The sequence below is a fragment of the Cellulomonas sp. P5_C6 genome, from assembly GCF_054049635.1.
Genome location: NZ_JBFULZ010000026.1, coordinates 1 through 17521, shown reverse-complemented (window position 1 = coordinate 17521; position 17521 = coordinate 1). Strand labels below are relative to the sequence as shown.

15 protein-coding genes and 1 pseudogene are annotated in these 17521 nt (G+C 73.1%); 7 read left to right on the top strand and 9 right to left on the bottom strand.

Translation table 11 applies throughout. The annotated features are described in order from the left end of the window. Window position 1 precedes the first annotated feature (1 nt). From rlmB to ACXJKG_RS04935, 5 genes are all read right to left on the bottom strand, one after another. Window positions 2–1009 (bottom strand): 23S rRNA (guanosine(2251)-2'-O)-methyltransferase RlmB, encoded by a 1008-nt coding sequence (gene rlmB / locus ACXJKG_RS04955; protein ID WP_456844653.1) that lies wholly within the window; start codon window positions 1007–1009, stop codon window positions 2–4. Between the two features lie 149 nt (window positions 1010–1158). Next, window positions 1159–2592: a cysteine--tRNA ligase gene (gene cysS / locus ACXJKG_RS04950; protein WP_456844652.1), complete on the bottom strand. Its 1434-nt coding sequence runs from the start codon at window positions 2590–2592 to the stop codon at window positions 1159–1161. Between the two features lie 338 nt (window positions 2593–2930). Beyond that, window positions 2931–4115 carry an alanine racemase gene (locus tag ACXJKG_RS04945; protein ID WP_456844651.1) on the bottom strand — a complete coding sequence of 395 codons (1185 nt, stop codon included), beginning with the start codon at window positions 4113–4115 and terminating at the stop codon, window positions 2931–2933. Next, on the bottom strand, window positions 4112–5344 hold the full coding sequence (locus tag ACXJKG_RS04940; protein WP_456844650.1) for an MFS transporter: 1233 nt from the start codon (window positions 5342–5344) through the stop codon (window positions 4112–4114). The genes ACXJKG_RS04945 and ACXJKG_RS04940 overlap by 4 nt, the downstream gene beginning before the upstream one ends. Beyond that, entirely contained in the window at window positions 5341–5988 is a 648-nt protein-coding gene (locus ACXJKG_RS04935) for a TetR/AcrR family transcriptional regulator (protein ID WP_456844649.1), read from the bottom strand. Before ACXJKG_RS04935 ends, ACXJKG_RS04940 begins: the two co-directional genes overlap by 4 nt. A 159-nt stretch (window positions 5989–6147) precedes the next feature. On the opposite strand from ACXJKG_RS04935, the gene ACXJKG_RS04930 reads away from it, so the two are divergent. Then, on the top strand, window positions 6148–7500 hold the full coding sequence (locus tag ACXJKG_RS04930) for a D-arabinono-1,4-lactone oxidase (RefSeq protein WP_456844648.1): 1353 nt from the start codon (window positions 6148–6150) through the stop codon (window positions 7498–7500). Between the two features lie 67 nt (window positions 7501–7567). Here the strand turns inward: ACXJKG_RS04930 and ACXJKG_RS04925 are convergent, their stop codons facing one another. Beyond that, window positions 7568–8590: a LacI family DNA-binding transcriptional regulator gene (locus tag ACXJKG_RS04925; protein ID WP_456844647.1), complete on the bottom strand. Its 1023-nt coding sequence runs from the start codon at window positions 8588–8590 to the stop codon at window positions 7568–7570. Between the two features lie 314 nt (window positions 8591–8904). Here ACXJKG_RS04925 and ACXJKG_RS04920 point away from each other — a divergent pair, with 314 nt between their 5' ends. The 5 genes from ACXJKG_RS04920 to ACXJKG_RS04900 all read left to right on the top strand — a co-directional run bounded on the left by ACXJKG_RS04920 (window position 8905) and on the right by ACXJKG_RS04900 (window position 15061). Then, entirely contained in the window at window positions 8905–10227 is a 1323-nt protein-coding gene (locus ACXJKG_RS04920) for an ABC transporter substrate-binding protein (protein ID WP_456844646.1), read from the top strand. A gap of 85 nt (window positions 10228–10312) precedes the next feature. Beyond that, window positions 10313–11215, top strand: a complete 903-nt coding sequence (locus tag ACXJKG_RS04915; protein WP_456844645.1) for a carbohydrate ABC transporter permease — start codon at window positions 10313–10315, stop codon at window positions 11213–11215. Between the two features lie 10 nt (window positions 11216–11225). Continuing rightward, window positions 11226–12125, top strand: coding sequence for a carbohydrate ABC transporter permease (locus tag ACXJKG_RS04910; RefSeq protein ID WP_456844644.1), 900 nt, complete (start codon window positions 11226–11228; stop codon window positions 12123–12125). Then, on the top strand, window positions 12122–14029 hold the full coding sequence (locus ACXJKG_RS04905; RefSeq protein ID WP_456844643.1) for a glycoside hydrolase family 127 protein: 1908 nt from the start codon (window positions 12122–12124) through the stop codon (window positions 14027–14029). The genes ACXJKG_RS04910 and ACXJKG_RS04905 overlap by 4 nt, the downstream gene beginning before the upstream one ends. Before the next feature lie 81 nt (window positions 14030–14110). Next, window positions 14111–15061 carry an NADP-dependent oxidoreductase gene (locus ACXJKG_RS04900; protein ID WP_456844642.1) on the top strand — a complete coding sequence of 317 codons (951 nt, stop codon included), beginning with the start codon at window positions 14111–14113 and terminating at the stop codon, window positions 15059–15061. A 6-nt stretch (window positions 15062–15067) separates the two neighbouring features. On the opposite strand, the gene ACXJKG_RS04895 is transcribed toward ACXJKG_RS04900, so the two are convergent. Continuing rightward, window positions 15068–15283, bottom strand: coding sequence for a hypothetical protein (locus tag ACXJKG_RS04895; RefSeq protein ID WP_456844641.1), 216 nt, complete (start codon window positions 15281–15283; stop codon window positions 15068–15070). An 81-nt stretch (window positions 15284–15364) separates the two neighbouring features. Then, complete coding sequence (locus tag ACXJKG_RS04890; protein ID WP_456844640.1) at window positions 15365–16258, bottom strand: LysR family transcriptional regulator; 894 nt, start codon at window positions 16256–16258, stop codon at window positions 15365–15367. Window positions 16259–16331: 73 nt separating this feature from the next. Here ACXJKG_RS04890 and ACXJKG_RS04885 point away from each other — a divergent pair, with 73 nt between their 5' ends. Next, entirely contained in the window at window positions 16332–17360 is a 1029-nt protein-coding gene (locus tag ACXJKG_RS04885; RefSeq protein ID WP_456844639.1) for an EamA family transporter, read from the top strand. Here the strand turns inward: ACXJKG_RS04885 and ACXJKG_RS04880 are convergent. Beyond that, window positions 17285–17509, bottom strand: a pseudogene (locus ACXJKG_RS04880) (2-C-methyl-D-erythritol 2,4-cyclodiphosphate synthase); the annotation flags it as partial. The gene ACXJKG_RS04885 and the pseudogene ACXJKG_RS04880 sit on opposite strands and share 76 nt — an antisense overlap. Window positions 17510–17521 lie beyond the last annotated feature (12 nt).

Genomic DNA, 17521 nt, shown 5'->3' with positions numbered 1-17521 from the left:
CTCACACCGCGCGCTGGCGGGCCACCTCGAACAGCGCGATGCCCGCGGCGACGCCGGCGTTCAGCGACTCGACGGCCGACGCGATCGGGATCGACGCGATCGCGTCGCACTGCTCGCGGACCAGCCGCGACAGCCCCTTGCCCTCGGACCCGACCACGAGCACCAGCGGGTCCGTCGCGTAGGGCAGGTCGGTGATCTGCACGTCGCCGCCGCCGTCGAGGCCGACGACGAACACGCCGGCCGCCTTGAGCCCCTGCAGCGTGCGCACGAGGTTGGTCACGCGCGCGACCGGGACCCGCGCCGCGGCGCCGGCGGACACCTTCCACGCCGAGGCCGTCACGCCTGCCGCGCGCCGCTCGGGCACCAGCACGCCGTGCGCGCCGAACGCCCCGGCCGACCGCAGCACGGCACCGAGGTTGCGGGGGTCCGTCACGCCGTCGAGCGCGACGATGAGCGCCGGGCGGTCCGACTCAGCGGCCGCGTCCAGGAGGTCGTCGTCGTCCGCGTACGCGTACGGGGGCACCTGGATGGCGACGCCCTGGTGCACGGAACCGTCGGTGAGGCGGTCGAGCTCGGCGCGGCTGACCTCGAGCAGCGGGTAGTTCGAGTTGCCCGCGGCGGAGATGATCTCGCGCGTGCGGTCGTCGCCCTCGAGCCGCGAGGCGATGTACACCGTCGACACGGGGATGCCCGCGCGCAGCGCCTCGACGACGCTGTTGCGGCCCGAGACGATCTCGTGCGTCGAGCTCTTGCGGCCGCCCTTGGACCCGGCGGCGCTGCGGCTCGCTGACGCCTGCTGGCGCCCGGACGTCCCGCGCGTGCCGGCGACTGCCCGGCGCTCGGCGGCGATCTTCGCCTTGTGCGCCGGGTGGTACTCGCGGTCCTCCGCCTTGGGCGTCGGGCCCCGGCCCTCGAGCGAGCGGCGGTTCTTGCCGCCGGTGCCCGCGCTGGCGACCTTCTTCGAGCTGCCCTTGCGGACGGCCCCGCGACGCTCTGAGTTTCCGGCCATGTTCAGTTCTCCATTCGTGTGGGGCTGAGCCGCCCGCCTGCGCGGGGCTCAGCCCTCCTGCTCGTCGTGGTCTTCAGTTGTCGGACGGTTCCTGCGCTCCGCTGCGGGCGGGTGCTGCTCCGCGACACCCACCCCCGCTGCACTCCGGATCAGTCCTCCGTGCGGGCGGCCAGCGACCACCGCGCACCCGTCGGTGAGTCTTCGACGACGACGCCGGCCGCCGCGAGGCGGTCCCGGATCGCGTCGGACGTGGMGAAGTCGCGTGCCGCCCGGGCCTGGGCGCGGGCTTCCAGCTCGCCGGCGACGACGGCCTCGAGCGCACGCGCGTACCGGGCGTCGCCGCCGTGCGCCCGCCACTGCGGACCGCCCGGGTCGAGGCCGAGCACGTCGAGCATGGCCCGCAGCACCACCATCGCCTCGCGTGCCTCGGCAAGGTCGCCGCGCGCGAGGGCGGAGTTGCCGGTCCGCAGGTGCTCGTGCACCACGGCGAGCGCGGCCGGGACGTTGAGGTCGTCGTCCATCGCGGTGACGAACTCGGCGGGCAGGGCGACCGTCGCCACCTCCGCGTCGTCGGCCACCCCCACCTTCTCCGCGGCGCGCTCGACGAAGCCGGCCAGCCGGTCCCACGTGGCCTCGGCCTCGCGCAGGGTGTCGTCGGTCCACTCGAGCATCGAGCTGTACTGCACGGCCGTCATGGCGTAGCGCAGCACCGACGCCCGCTCCTTGGCCAGCACGACCGTGACCAGCAGCCCGTTGCCGAGCGACTTGCTCATCTTGGCGCCGCCCTGCGTGACCCAGCCGTTGTGCAGCCAGTAGCGGGCGAACCCGTAGCCCGCCGCGCGCGACTGGGCCTGCTCGTTCTCGTGGTGCGGGAAGCGCAGGTCGAGGCCGCCGCCGTGGATGTCGAACGTGTCGCCCAGGTAGCGCTGCGCCATCGCCGAGCACTCGAGGTGCCAGCCCGGCCGGCCGCGACCGAACGGGGTGTCCCACGCCGCCGTCGCCGGCTCCCCCGGCTTGGCGGCCTTCCAGAGCGCGAAGTCCCGCGGGTCGCGCTTGGCCGTGTCGTCGACCGTGCCGTCGGGCGCCGGGACCATGTCCTCGACCCGCTGGTTGGTCAGCGCGCCGTACTCGGCGTAGCTGCGGACGTCGAACCAGACGTCGCCGGACCCCGTCGTGTACGCGTGGCCGGTCTCGACCAGGCGGTCCATCAGCTCGATCATCGCCGGCACGTGCCCGGTGGCCCGCGGCTCGTGGCTGGGCGGGAGGACGCCGAGGGCGTCGTACGCGTCGGTGAAGGCACGCTCGTTCGTCGTCGCCCAGGCCCACCACTGCTGGCCGGCGTCGGCGGCCTTGGCCAGGATCTTGTCGTCGATGTCCGTGACGTTGCGGACCAGGGTCACGCGGTGCCCCGTGCGGCGCAGCCAGCGGACCAGCACGTCGAACGCGATGGCCGAGCGCAGGTGCCCGATGTGCGGCGGCGCCTGCACCGTGGCGCCGCACAGGTAGATGCCGACCTCTCCGGGCACGAGCGGGACGAAGTCACGCACCGTCCGGGTCGCGGTGTCGAAGAGGCGCAGGGTCACGCGCCAAGGTTACCGGCGCGCCGCCCTCCCGCCTTTCACACGCCCCGAGCCCCTGCGCCGGCGCGTGTGAGGCCCCGACGTCCGCACTCGATCGGCCCCTGACCCGCCGGAGCGCGGACGTCCGCCCTCCCCGGCCCGCAACGTCCGCACCCGATCGGCTCCCACCCCGCACGAGCGCGGACGTCCGTGGAGGTAGGGGTCCAGCGATCCACCGGCCGCAACGTCCGAGGAGGTAAGGGCCCCAGCCCGTAGTTGCGCGGACGCTGGCGATCCACCTGCCGCACCGTCCGAGCAGGTAGGGGCTCCAGCCCGTAGGTGCTCGGACGTTGCCTTCTAGGTCAGCCGAAGGTCTTCTGCTCGCCGCGGTAGGTCGGGACCGTGGTCTCGATGGAGGTGCCGCGGACCAGGTGGACCTGCTCGAACCGCTCCATGACCTCGCCCGACTTGGCGTGCCGGAACCACACGCGGTCGCCGACGCGCAGATCGGCTCCCCCGGACAGGCGCATCGGCGTCTGCACCTCGCCGGCGCCCTCGCGGCTGGTCAGGGCCAGCCCGGCGGGCCACACGGGTCGCGGCTGACGGGACTTGGTGGCCGGGCCGGAGGCGATGTAGCCGCCGCCGAACGCCGTGGCGAACCCCGGCGCGGGGATCCGCACGACGTCGAGCCCGAAGAACGCGGCGGGCCGCGGGGTGAACGAGCGGTAGGCGTCGAAGAGCGTGGGCACGAAGAGGCCCGAGCCGGCGGTGACCTCGGTGACGACGGGGTCGGCGGCGCTGGAGGCCACGGAGCCGGAGCCGCCGGAGTTCACCAGCGTCAGGGGGTGGCCSGCGGCGGCCTCGACGGCGGCGACGACGGCGGCTCGGCGGGTGGCCAGGTCCGCGATCGAGAGGCGCTTGACGGCGCGGACCGCGGGCGACGAGTCGGGCAGGCCGGCCACCTGGGCCTCGTAGAACATGACGCCGACCACGTCGACCCCGGGGCGCGCGGCGATCGCGGCGGCCAGCGCGCCCGCGTCGGCGGCGGAGTGCACGGGCGAGCGGCGGACCCCCAGGTGGGCGGCGATCGGGCCGAAGCGCACCTTGAGCGAGGCGTCGACGTCGAGGCACAGCCGCAGGGTGGCGCCGTGGGCCTGCGCGGCGCGGGAGGCCAGCTCGACCTGGGCCACGTCGTCGACCATGAGCGTGATCGCGGCCGCGGCGGCGGGGTCGGCGGCCAGCGCGTCGAGGGCGCCCGCGTCGACCGTCGGGTAGCCCAGCAGGACGTCGTCGACACCCTGCCCGACCAGCCAGATCGCCTCGCGCAGCGAGTACCCCATGACTCCGGCGAACCCCGGCAGCGCGAGCACGCGGTCGAGCACGTGCCGGACCCGCACGGACTTGCTGGCGACGCGGACGGGGGTCCCGCCCGCCCGGCGGACCAGGTCGGCGGCGTTGGCGTCGAGCGCGTCGAGGTCGACGACGGCGAGGGGCGCGGGAAGGTCGTGCGTCGCCTCGTCGAGGCGATCGCCGAGGGTGCGGGTCATGCATCTGCTCCAGCGGTCAGGGGGGCCTCGTCGCGCTTCACGACGCCGAATCGACCCGCGAACACCGCGACGGCGATCACCAGGACGGCAGGCACCGCGAAGCCCCAACGGAGGTTGGACTGGCTGCCGATGACCCCGACGAACACACCGCCGAGGACAGCACCCACGTAGTTGAAGCCGTTCAGCCGCGCGACCACCGCGTCCGCGTGCCCGGGCGCCAGCTCACCGGCGGACGAGAAGCAGAGCGGGGCGATCAGGCCCAGGCCGGCGCCGGCGACGGCGAACCCGAGGACGGCCTGCCCGGCCGCCTGGCTGGTGATGACGAGGAGCAGGCCGGCGGCACCGACCAGCGAGGCGACCCGGACGACGGGTGCACGGCCCCAGCGCCGGACGCACGGGTCCCCGGCGAGGCGCGAGACCAGCGTCATCGCCAGGTAGGCCGCGTACCCGAGCTTGGTGATCGTGCCCGTGGTGTCGAGCACCTCGTGCATGAAGATCGGGCTCCAGGTGGAGACCGCCTGGTCGTTGACGTAGTACGCGACGACGCCGAGCCCGAGGAGCAGCAGCGGCCCCCAGGGGATCACCGGCTTGACGACGTCGATGCGCGGCGCGGCGGGCGTCGGGGCGGCGCCGGCGGGCGCGACGGCCTCGCGCCATGCGAGCCGGCCCACCACGACCGCGACCACGGCGGCGACGACGGTGCCCAGCAGCAGCGTGAACGCGACCGGGTCGGTGGAGATGCGCCCGGTGGAGACGGCGATCAGTAGCGTGCCGACGATCCCGCCGGCCGACCACGAGGCGTAGAACCCCGTGAGCAGCGACTTCCCGTAGACGCCCTGGATGGCCACGGCCTGCATGTTCGTCCCCGCGTCGACCATGCCGAGACCCACGCCGTACAGGGCGAAGCCGCAGGCCAGGATCGCGAACGTGGGGGCGACGGCGACGACGACGACGGCCGCGGACACCACCACCAGGCCCGCGCCGAGGACCGCGCGGCTGCCGCCGGGCGTGCGAGCGACCCGGTCGGCGACGACCGTGCCCAGGCCGGCCATGAGACAGACGCCGAGGATGACGGCCGAGATGGTCAGGTCGTCGATGCCGTAGCGGTCCTTGAACGAGTCCAGGCTGGTCAGGATCATCGCGAAGACGAAGCCCTGCGCGGCGAACCCCAGCGACACGGCGAGCCGGGCGCGCCGGGCGACGACCGGCGTGGGCAGGGCGTCGCTCACGAGGTGGTCGTCGGTGCGGGCTCGAGCACGTCGACGGACTCGACCTCGGACGGGACCGCGACCGTCATGAGGAACCGGCCGAAGCCCTGCAGGCCCTCGCGGGCCGTCTCGCTGTCGCCGTCGACGAGCCAGGCCAGCGAGAAGCCGTCGACCACGGCGACGACGGTCCGGGCCAGCGCCGCGCGGGGGACGCGCCAGCCGACGTGGGCGGCGCGCTCGACGAGCTCGAGGACCTGCTCCGCGGCGGCCCACTGGCCCCGGTACTGCTCGATGGCGACCTGGTTGAGCTCCGGGTGCCGCAGCGACGACGTGGTCAGCTCGTAGCTGAGCAGCTGCGGACCGCGGGACGCCTTGATGCCGGACCAGAGCGCGTCGATGACGGCCACGATGACGCTCTCGGGGTCGGCCAGCTCCTGCGGGAGGTCGCCGAGGCTGCGCTCGAGGTTGGCCGACGTGATGGCGTGCGCCATCGCGCGCAGCAGCTCGTCCTTGTCCTGGAAGCAGTAGTGCACGACCCCCAGCGACACCCGCGCCTCAGCGGCGACGGCGCGCACGGTGGCAGCGTCGATGCCGTCACGGCTCGCGACGGCGAGCGCAGCCTCGATCAGCTGCTCGCGCCTCTCGGCCACAGGCAAGCGGTTCATGAAGGGTCCCCTCCCTCGTGCGACGGCCCCACCGGCCGAGCGACCACCGGTGAGTGAGGCCGACGCCTCCCCCAGTGCACAGTTCAATATCCCTAGTCACGATAGTCAAGGACCTGGCGCACTTGACTTGGACAATCGACCAGTACGACCCTTCGTCCTATGGGACGACTGCCGGCCACCGGCGCCTGGCAGAACTGGGCACGCACCGCGAGCGCGACGCCGCAGCGTGTGCTGCACCCTCGTGACCTGGACGAACTGGTCGCAACAGTACGAAAGGGAGCAGCCGACGGACTGCGTGTCCGAGCGGTGGGCGGCGGCCACAGTTTCACCCCCGTGGCCGTCACCGACGGGGTGCATCTGCGCCTCGACTCGCTCGACGCACTCGAGCGTGTCGCGCCCCAGCCGGACGGCACCACGCACGTCACGGTCGGGGCCGGGATCCGACTCGGCGCCCTCAACGCGCTCCTGGCCGACCACGGTCTGGCCATGCGCAACCTCGGCGACATCGACAAGCAGTCGATCGCGGGCGCGATCTCGACCGGCACGCACGGCACCGGCGCCGGCCTGGGCGGGCTGGCCACGCAGGTGGTCGGCGTGCGCCTGGTCACCGCATCGGGCCAGGTCATCGAGACGTCCGCCACCCAGCAGCCCGAGCTGTTCGAGCTGGCACGGCTGGGCCTCGGCAGCGTCGGCGTGCTCGCCGCCGTGACGCTCGAGGTCGTCCCGGCCTACCGCCTCGAGGCCCGCGAGGAGCCCTGGGCCCTGGACGCCGTGCTCGAGCAGCTCGACGGCCCCGACGGGCTCGTCGAGGGCAACGACCACTTCGAGTTCTACTGGTTCCCGCACACGCGTCGGGCGCTGACCAAGCGCAACAACCGGGTGGCCGACGACGTCGTCCGGCCGCTCAACCCGGTCCGCGGCTGGGTGGACGACGAGCTGCTGTCCAACGCGGTCTTCTCGCTCACCAACGGCGTCGCCACCCTGATGCCCGCGACCACCCCCTCGATCAACGGTCTCGCCGCCCGGGTGCTCAGCTCGCGGCGCTACACCGCCCCCTCGGCCGACGTCTTCGTCTCCCCGCGCCGGGTGAAGTTCCGCGAGATGGAGTACGCCGTCCCGCGCCACGAGCTGGTGCGCGTGCTGCAGGAGATCGACTCGTGGATCGAGTACACCGGCGAGCGCGTGCCCTTCCCGGTCGAGGTGCGCTTCGCCGCCGCCGACGACCTCTGGCTGTCGACGGCGCACGGCCGCGACACCGCGTACGTCGCCGTGCACCAGTACGTGCGCCTGCCCTACGCGCGGTACTTCACTGCGGTCGAGCGGATCGTCGCGCAGGTGGGCGGTCGTCCCCACTGGGGCAAGATGCACTGGCTCGAGGCCGAGCAGCTGGGGGCGCTGTACCCCCGGTTCGCCGACGCCCAGCGCGTGCGCGCCGCCGCCGACCCCGACGGCGTGTTCAGCAACCCGTACCTGGACCGGCTGCTGGGCAGCGGGGTGCGCCGCGCGGCGTAGCCTCGCGCGGGTAGACAACCCGGGGCGCAAGCCTCGCGCGGGTAGACAACCAGGGGCGTAGCCCTACCTACCGCCGCGCCACGGTCGACCCGCGGATCACCAGCCGCCCGCCCACGTACTCGGTCCCGGAGCCGATGTCGACGCCGTCGAGGGCGGCGAACACGCGCTGCGCGGCGGTGCGACCGAGCTGCTGCAGGTTGGCGTCGATGCTGGTCAGCTCGGGCCGGGCGTTGGTGGTCAGCACCTCCCAGTTGTCGAACCCCATGACGGCCAGGTCACCGGGCACGGACCGGCCGAGGTCCCGGGCGGTGTCCAGCGCGCCGCGGGCGATCTGGTCCGACCCGCACAGCACGGCGTCGACGTCGGGGTGCCGGGCCAGCAGCATCGCGGCGGCGTCGCGCCCCCACCGCTCGGACCACTCGCTGTACATGACGTCCCCCACCAGCTCGAGGCCGGCCCCGTGCAGGGCGGTGACGACGCCGGCCGCCCGGTCGCGGGCCGCCGCGTAGGCGTGCTCGCCGGTGATGTGCGCGATCCGGGTCCGCCCGGTCGCGACCAGGTGCTCGACGGCGATCCGGCCGGCGCTGACGTTGTCGGGGGTGATCGACAGGTCGGCGGCGTCGTCGGACGGGGCGTAGGCGTAGACCACCGGGACCGGGATGTCGTGCCCGAGGGACGGGCGCGGGTCGGTCTGCCGGCCCACGACGATGAGCCCGTCGACGCGGCGGCTCAGCAGGGCACGCAGGTGGTACTGCTCGCGGATGGTGTCGCCGCGCGCGTCGCAGAGGAACACGTTGACCTGCCCGGCCCCGAACGCGTCCTCCGCGCCCATGAGGATCGGGATGACGAACCGGCCCTCGAGGTCGCTGGTGAGCAGTCCCACCGTGCCGGTCCGTCCGGCCAGCAGCCCGCGGGCGAGGGGGTTCGGGCTGAAGGAGAGCCGGTCCGCGGCCTCGACGACGCGCTGGCGGGTGGAGTCCTTGACCTGGTCACGACCGTTGAGGGCCTTCGACGCCGTGGCCACGGAGACGCCCGCGAGCCGGGCGACGTCGGAGAGCGTCACCGGGCGGGCGGGCTCGGTGCGTGCCACGGGCCGACCTCCAGGTGTGCTGACGGCGGCGTCGCCGTGCGTGCTCGTTCCGGTTCGTGATCGAACTGTAACCGCCCTACCCCGTTGACGCGCCACCAGTCCCCGAACTATCTTCAGAAAACCTTTTCGGCGAGTTTCGGGAATCAGTCTGTTCGCTGACCGAGGCACGGGCGTGCAGTTCACGGCGCTGCGTGGTCGGTGCGAGCTCGACTGTCAGGCCCACCCGATGTCGACGGACCGATAAGGGTTTCGCCCCATGACCCCTGGGGTGCCGACGACGGCACCCGCTCGACGAAGAGCACGAGGAGAGCCCCATGAGGATCACCCGCACCCGGTCGGCAGGCACCCGCCTGGCCGCCGGGGTCGTGACGGCCGGCCTGCTGGTCGGCCTCGCGGCATGCACCAGCGCGAAGGACGACACCAGCAGCGGCGGCGCCACGGCGGACGTCACGGCCGGCACGGACGGCACCGACGACGGCACGAGCCTGACCCTGTGGACCCGCGCACCGCTGGAGAAGCAGGCCAAGCTGCTGGTCGCGGCGTACAACGAGTCGCACAAGAACCAGGTCGAGCTCACCGTCGTGCCCAACGACGACTACGTGGCCAAGGTGGGCGCCGCGGCCGGCTCGGACGGCCTGCCGGACCTGTTCGCCGCGGACATCGTCTACGTGCCCAACTGGGTCAAGCAGGGCCTGTTCCAGGACCTGACCGCCCAGATCGACGCCCTGCCGTACAAGGACGCGATCAACAAGGGCCACCTCACGGCCGGCACGCAGGACGGCAAGGAGCACGTGCTGCCGTTCGTGCTGGACCTGTCGATGCTGTTCTGGAACAAGGACCTCTACAAGGAGGCCGGGCTCGACCCCGAGACCCCGCCGGCCAACATGACCGAGTACGTCGCGAACGCCAAGGCGATCCAGGCCCTCAACAAGCCGGACACCTACGGCACGGCGACCGGCCTCAACTGCGGCGGCTGCCTCGTGTTCACGTGGTTCCCGTCGGTCTGGGCCGACGGCGAGCAGGTCATGAACGCCGAGGGCACGGAGTCGCTGCTCAACAGCGACACGGCCAAGGAGATCTACACGGACTGGAAGGACATGTGGGACTCGGGCGCCGTGCTCCCGTCCTCCAAGGACGAGGCCGGTCCGACGTGGACCGCGGGCTTCACCGAGGGCAAGGTCGGCCAGATGTTCTACCCGGCCACCCTGCTGTCGTCGACCACGGGCTTCGACGTCGGCGTGGCCGGCATCCCGGGGCCGAAGGGCGGCGCGTCCACGTTCGTCGGCGGTGACGGCATCGGCGTCTCCAAGGACTCCAAGAACGCCGCCCAGGCGTGGAACTTCCTCTCGTGGATGATGTCCGAGGACGCCCAGGTGCAGGTGCTGGCCAAGGACAACGACGTCGTCTCGCGCAGCGACCTGGCGGACAACGAGTACTCCTCGAAGGACCCCCGCCTCATCACGATCAACGAGGTCGCGGGCAAGGGAGACACCCCGGTCTCGCTGAACTTCCAGCAGGCCTTCAACGCGCCGAACAGCCCCTGGCTCACGCTGGTGCGCAACGCGGTGCTCGGTGACGGCAGCTCGGTCGACACGGACAACGACGAGATCACGTCGGTGCTGTCGCAGCAGCAGTAGGACCGTTGACGGTGGGGTGCCGCAGGGCACGGCGGCACCCCACCTCGTCGTCCGACGAACCGCACCCGCACGAGAGGCACCACCGATGACCGCACAGACGGCCACCTCCCCACCCCTGCGCAAGCCCCGTCGCAGCCACACCCTGCGCGGCTGGGCGTACGCGTCGCCGACGGCCCTGTTCGTCGCCGTCCTCTTCCTCGTCCCGCTCGTCCTCGTCTTCCGGATGAGCGCCTCGAAGTGGCCGCTGCTGTCGGGCGACCAGGGGATCAACTTCCCCGACAACTACGTGAACGCCGTGCAGAACCGGTTCTTCGTCGACTCGGTGCTGTTCACGCTGAAGTACACGGTCCTGGCGACCGTCCTGCTCATCGCCCTGGGCCTCGGCCTCGCGCTGCTGGTGCAGGAGTCGACCCGCTGGAAGGGCTTCCTGCGCACCTCGTTCCTGGTGCCGAGCGCCCTGGGCCTGGCGTCGGCGTCGCTGCTGTTCTACGTCCTGTACTCGCCGCTGGCCGGCCCGCTCGCGCCCTTCATGGAGCGCATGGGGTGGAGCTTCCTCGGCACGCCCAACGCGGCGCTGGCGTCGACCCTGTTCCTCATCGTCTGGCGGTACGCCGGCTTCTACATGCTGCTCATGCTGGTGGGCCTGCAGGCAATCCCCAGCGAGATCTACGAGGCGGCACGGATGGACGGCGCCAACCGTCGGCACACGTTCACGCGGATCACGATCCCGCTGCTGAAGCCGACGCTGGCCCTCACCACGATCCTGTGCGTCACCGGCTCGCTGCTGGCGTTCGAGCAGTTCTACATCCTCACCAAGGGCGGTCCGGACAACAGCACCATCACGGTGGTCCAGCTCATCTACTCGGTGGCGTTCCAGGGCCAGAACGACCTCGGCGTCGCCGCGGCGCTCTCGGTGATCGTGCTGGCCGCGCTCGTGGTCATCAACGTCGTCCAGCTGCGCGCGTTCCGCGGCTCGGACGAGAGCTGAGGGGCCGACGATGACCATCGCAGGAGTTCGCAACCACCCCGACGCCGAGCTACCGCTCGAGCCAGTCACGAGGACCGCTCCGCCGACGACGATCGCGGGGCTGGCCCTGCGCACGCCGTTCTGGGTGTTCTCCGGCGCCATCGCCGTCGTGTTCCTGTTCCCCCTGGTCTGGACCGCGTTCTCGTCGGTCTCCCCGCACCCCGGGACCGGACAGGTCGACGGCTGGGGCTTCGGCAACTACGTGACGCTCGCGCACTACCAGGCGGGCATCTGGCAGTACCTCGCCAACTCGGTGTTCGTCTCCGGGTTGTGCGTCGTGCTCACCCTGCTCATCTCGACGCTGGGCGGCTACGCGTTCGCGCGGTTCCGGTTCCCCGGCCGCAACGCCCTGTTCCTGCTGACGCTGGCCATCCTCATGGTCCCGTACGCGACCCTGCTGATCCCGCTGTACGTGCTGCTCAACAGCATCGGGCTGCAGAACTCGCTGGTCGGCGTCGCGCTCGTGCTCACCATGTTCCAGCTGCCGTTCTCCACGTTCATGATGCGGATCTCGTTCGAGTCCGTGCCGCGCGAGCTGGACGAGGCGGCCATGGTCGACGGCTGCTCGACGTTCTCCGCCCTGTGGCGGGTGCTGCTGCCGGCGGTCCGACCGGGCCTGATCACGGTGGGCCTGTTCGCCTTCCTGGCCGCGTGGAACGACTTCTTCGCGCCGCTGATCCTCATCAACGACTCGAACAAGCTGACGCTCCCGCTCGCGGTGGCCAACCTGCGCGTCCAGGTCCAGGGCGTCGTCGACTACGGCGCCACCGAGGCCGGCGTGGTCGTGCTCGCCGTGCCCTGCATCGTGCTGTTCCTCCTGCTCCAACGACACTACGTGCGCGGCTTCATGTCGGGCGCGCTCAAGGGATGACGACCATGACGACGACACGAGCGACGCCGGTCGCACCCACCCGCGGCGCCCTGCGTCCCCTCGGTCTCGACGAGGTCCGGATCACCGGCGGCTTCTGGGCCGACCGGCAGGCGGTCAACGGCGACGCGAGCCTGGCGCACATCGAGCACTGGATGGAGCGCGAGGGGTGGATCGGCAACTTCGACGCCGCCGCCTCGGGCACGCTGGCGGGCGGCCGCGAGGGCCGGGAGTTCTCCGACTCCGAGGTCTACAAGCTGCTGGAGGCCATGGCCTGGGAGATCGGTCGCACCGGCGACGAGGACCTGGACGCCCGCTTCGTCGCGCTGGTCGCGCGGGTCGCGGCGGCGCAGGAGCCCGACGGCTACCTGAACACCACGTTCGGGCGGCCGGGTCAGCGCCCCCGGTACTCCGACCTCGAGTGGGGGCACGAGCTGTACTGCTTCGGCCACCTGTTCCAGGCTGCCGTGGCCCGGGCCCGCACGCGTCCCGACGACGACCGGCTGCTGACCGTCGCCCGCCGCGCGGCCGACCACGTGGTGGCCGCGTTCGGGCCCGACGGCATCGCGTCGGTCTGCGGGCACGCCGAGATCGAGCCGGCGCTCGCCGAGCTGGGCCGGCTCACCGGCGAGCGGGCGTACGTGGACCAGGCCGCGCTGTTCGTCGAGCGCCGCGGCACGGGGACCCTGCCGGACATCGAGCTCGGCCGCGCCTACTACCAGGACGACGTGCCGGTGCGGGAGGCGACCGTCCTGCGCGGGCACGCCGTGCGGGCCAACTACCTGGCCGCGGGCGCGGTCGACGTCGCGGTGGAGACCGACGACGAGGACTTGCTCGACGCGCTGACCACCCAGTGGGAGAACACGGTCGCCCGGCGCACCTACGTCACCGGCGGCCAGGGGTCGCACCACGAGGGCGAGTCGTTCGGCGACGACTTCGAGCTGCCGCCTGACCGTGCCTACTCGGAGACGTGCGCGAGCATCGGCTCGGTGATGTTCTCCTGGCGCCTGCTGCTGGCCCAGGGGCTGCCGCGGTACGCCGACCTGGTCGAGCGCACGCTCTACAACGTCGTGGCCACGTCGCCGTCGGCGAAGGGGACGGCGTTCTACTACACCAACACGCTGCACCAGCGCCGCCCGGGCACGGTCCCGCCGGACGACGTCGCCAGCCCCCGGGCCTCGTCGTCGCTGCGGGCGCCGTGGTTCGCGGTGTCGTGCTGCCCGCCCAACGTCGCCCGGACGCTGGCCAGCCTCGCCGCCTACGTCGCGACCACGGACGACGACGGCCTCCAGCTGCACCAGTACGCTCCGGCCCGCATCCGCACGACGCTGCCCGACGGGCGCCGCGTCGAGCTGGACGTCGACACCGCCTACCCGCGCGACGGCGTGGTCCGGGTGACCGTGGCTGCCACCGAGGAGCGGCCCTGGACGCTGACCCTGCGGGTGCCGGCGTGGGCGCAGGGCGCGACGCTACGGACGCCCGACGGGGAGCAGCCGGCGCCGGCCGGGACGGTCTCGGTGCACCGCCGGTTCGCCGCCGGTGACGTGGTCGAGCTGCACCTGCCGGTGGAGCCGCGCGTCTCGGTGGCCGACCCCCGCATCGACGCCGTACGCGGGTGCGTCGTCGTCGAGCGGGGACCCGAGGTGCTGTGCGTCGAGTCGGTCGACGTCGGCGGGACCGACRTCGGCACCCTCCGGCTCGACCTCGCCGCGGGCGTCCGGGAGGTCGACGGACAGGTGCACGCGACGCTCGTCGGCAGCGCGTCCGACGACGAGCCGTGGCCCTACGGCTCCGGCTCGCCCGCCGGCACCGCGGACGGGTGGTCGGCGGACGTCACCCTCGTCCCGTACCACCAGTGGGCCAACCGCGGCCCGTCGACGATGCGGGTGTGGATCCCGGTCGCCTGACGGTCACCCGCAGGGGTGATACCACTGCGTCGCCCGGTCCCGCTCTGGCCCTGCACCGGGCGACAGGTGCAGAGTGTGCCGGTGGCCCTCACCAGCAGAGCCGTCGTCGCCACCGCGTACGGCGGGCCCGAAGTCCTTCGCCTCATCGACGCCGATCCGGGTGAACCCGGTCCGGGCAACGTCTTGGTCGAGGTGCGGGCGGCGGGCGTCAACCCCACGGACTGGAAGGGGTACGCCGGCCTGTACGGCGCCGACCCGGCCAAGCTTCCCCTCCGGCTGGGCTACGAGGTGTCCGGCGTCGTCGTCGCCGTCGGACCGTCGGTGCGCTGGCTCTCCCCCGGTGACGAGGTCATCGCCTGGCGCGTCTCCGGCGGCTACGCGGACCGCATCGTGGTCTCGGAGCAGGTGACGGTCCGCCGTCCACCCAACCTCGACTGGCCGGCGGCCTCCGGCCTGCTGCTCGCGGGGACGACGGCGGTGCACACCCTGGCCGCCACGGCGACCCACGACGGGGACGTGGTGCTGGTCAACGGCGGCTCGGGCGGCGTCGGCCGCATGGTGGTCCAGCTCGCCATCCTGCGCGGCGCCCGCGTGATCGCCACCGCCTCGCCCTCCGGGCACGCCGACCTGGAGGACCTGGGCGCGACGCCGGTGGCCTACGGCGAGGGTCTGCTCGACCGGGTCCACGAGGCGGTCCGCAGCACCGGACCCGTCACCGTCGCCATCGACACGGTCGGCACGGACGAGGCCCTGGACACGTCAGTCGCGCTGGTCGAGGACCGCGGCCGGATCGCGACGATCGCGGGCTTCCGGCGGGCCGGCCAGCTGGGCATCAAGGCGCTGGGCGGCGGGCCGGGCGCGGACCCCGGGACGGCGATCCGGGAGGCGGCCCGGGCGCAGCTGGCCGAGCTGGCCTCCGACGGCTCCCTGGACGTGCGGGTGGCGCGGACCTTCCCCCTGTCGGAGGTCGCCGAGGCCCACCGCGTCGGCCAGGCCGGACACCTGTCGGGCAAGATCGTGCTCGTGCCCTAGGCGTCCTCAGAACGGCAGCGGCGGCGGCGTCCCGGTGATCTCGCGGCGCTGCTGGTCGTCGAGGTCGCGCAGCCCGGCGCTCGTGGCCTCGAGCACCTCGAGCGGCACGCGGACGCGAACGCGGACGGCCTGGACCCCGTTCTCCCGGTGGGGCAGATGGGGGTTCGTGAGCGCTCCCACCACGGGGAGCCTCTCGGTCTTGGCCTCCGACGACTGTGTCACGCCCGGGACGGTACCCGGCCGCCCAACCGGACGCCAGCCCAGATTTCGGACGCGCCGCCGACCTGCCCGCACACGCCGGGATCAGGCCGTGCCGATCTCCGCAGCCAGGGCGCGCAGCTCGTCGAGCACCCGGCGGACCACCAGCCGCTCGGCCCGGTCGCGCCGCAGCAGCGCGTCGATCCGGCGGCCGGCACGCACCCCGGCCAGCGGCACGAGCCGCACGTGCGCTCCGCCGCCGAAGGTGTAGCGGGGCAGCAGCGAGACCCCGTGCCCGGCCGCGACCAGGGCCTCGACCACGTGGAAGTCGTTGACGCGGTGCACGATCCGCGGGTTGCCGGCCACCGCACCCAGCACCGTCGCCACGGGGAAGCCCTCCCGCACGGCGATCCACGGCAGGTCCCGCAGGTCCTCCGGGCGCACGTGGTCACGGTCGGCCAGCGGGTGGTCGAGGGGGACAGCGACGTCGAGCGGCTCGCGCAGCAGCGGCACCACCCGGACGGCGTCGCCGCCCGCCCAGCCGGCCCCGCCGTCGGGCCGGTGCGCGATCACCACGTCCATCCGGTCGGTCAGCGCCACGAAGTCGTCCTGGGCGACGTCCTCGTCGCTGCACTCCAGCGTGATCCCGTCGATCGCGGCCACCCGCGTGAGCAGCGCCGGCAGCAGCAGCTGGGCGCCGCTCTGGAACGCCGACACCCGCACCACGCCCTGCGGCCGGGCGAGGAACTCGTCGCACGCGGCCCGCGCCCGCTCGAGCGCGACGGCGACGTCGACCGCCGCGGCCGCCAACGCCTCCCCCGCCGGCGTGAGCCGCAGCCCGCGGCCCATCCGCTCGGTGAGCGGCACGCCGACCTCGCGCTGCAGCACCGCGACCTGCTGGGACACCGCGGACGGGGTCAGGTGCAGCACCGCGGCCGCGGCCGTGACACCACCCTGCGTGCCCACGGTCCGCAGGGTCTCGAGCGCTCGGGGATCCATGCAGCGACGCTACATCGTCCTGTCATGATCTTTCGCTGGTGCTGCACGGTGAGCCGACCGCATGCTCGGAGGCATGCCCACCCGCGACCGCCTGCTCGCCGCCCTCGTCGCGGTCTGCTGGGGCCTCAACTTCCCGGCGATCCACCTCTCGCTGCAGCAGTTCCCGCCGTTCTTCCTGGTGGCGCTGCGGTTCACGCTCATCGCGATCCCTACCCTGCTGCTGGTCCCCCGGCCCACGGCACCCTGGCGCTGGATCGTCCTGTACGGCCTCGGGTTCGGCGTGCTGCAGTTCGTGTTCCTCTACCTCGCGATGTCGTCCGGGATGCCGACGGGGCTCGCGTCGCTGGTCCTGCAGTCGTCGGCACCGTTCACGGTGGTCCTGGCCGGGGTGTTCCTGCGGGAGCGGATCACCGCGCGGCAGGGCGCCGGGATCCTGCTCGCCGTCGCCGGGCTCGGCGGGATCGCCGCGCACCGGGCGGGCCTCGCGGGCGGCGCGACGCTCGTCCCGGTGCTGCTCACGCTCGCCGGTGGGCTCGGCTGGGCCGTCGGCAACCTGGGCAACCGGCGCGCGGTCCAGGCGCAGTCCGGCGAGCCGTTCCGGCTGATGCTGTGGATGTCGGTGGTGCCGCCGCTGCCCATGCTGGCGCTGTCCCTCGCCCTGGAGGGGCCGGACCGGATCACGGCGTCGTTCCAGGACCTCGGCAGCACGCAGGGGCTGCTCGCGATCGGCGGGCTGCTGTTCACGGTCGTCGTCGCCACCCTGGTGGGCTCCGGCCTGTGGACCACCCTCATGGGCCGGCACCCGTCGAGCACCGTGGCCCCGTTCTCGATGCTGGTGCCCGTCGTCGGCATCGCCGCGTCGTGGCTGCTGCTGCGGGAGCGGACGTCGCCGACCGAGCTGGCGTGGGGGGCCCTGGTGGTCGCCGGCGTGCTGCTGGGCAGCACGCGGAGGCGTCAGCCGGCGACGACCAGCGCCGTCGCGATCGCCGCGACGCCGTCGCCGCGACCGGTGAGCCCGAGGCCGTCGGTCGTCGTCGCCGAGACGCTCACGGGTGCGCCCACGGCCGCCGAGAGCGCCGCCTCGGCCTCCGCGCGCCGCTGACCGACCTTGGGCCGGTTGCCGATCACCTGGACCGCCACGTTGCCGATGACGAACCCGGCCTCGCGGACCCGCCTCGCGGCCTCGGCCAGCAGCGTGGCCCCCGCCGCGCCGGCCCACTGCGGCTCGGACGTGCCGAAGTTCGACCCCAGGTCGCCCAGGCC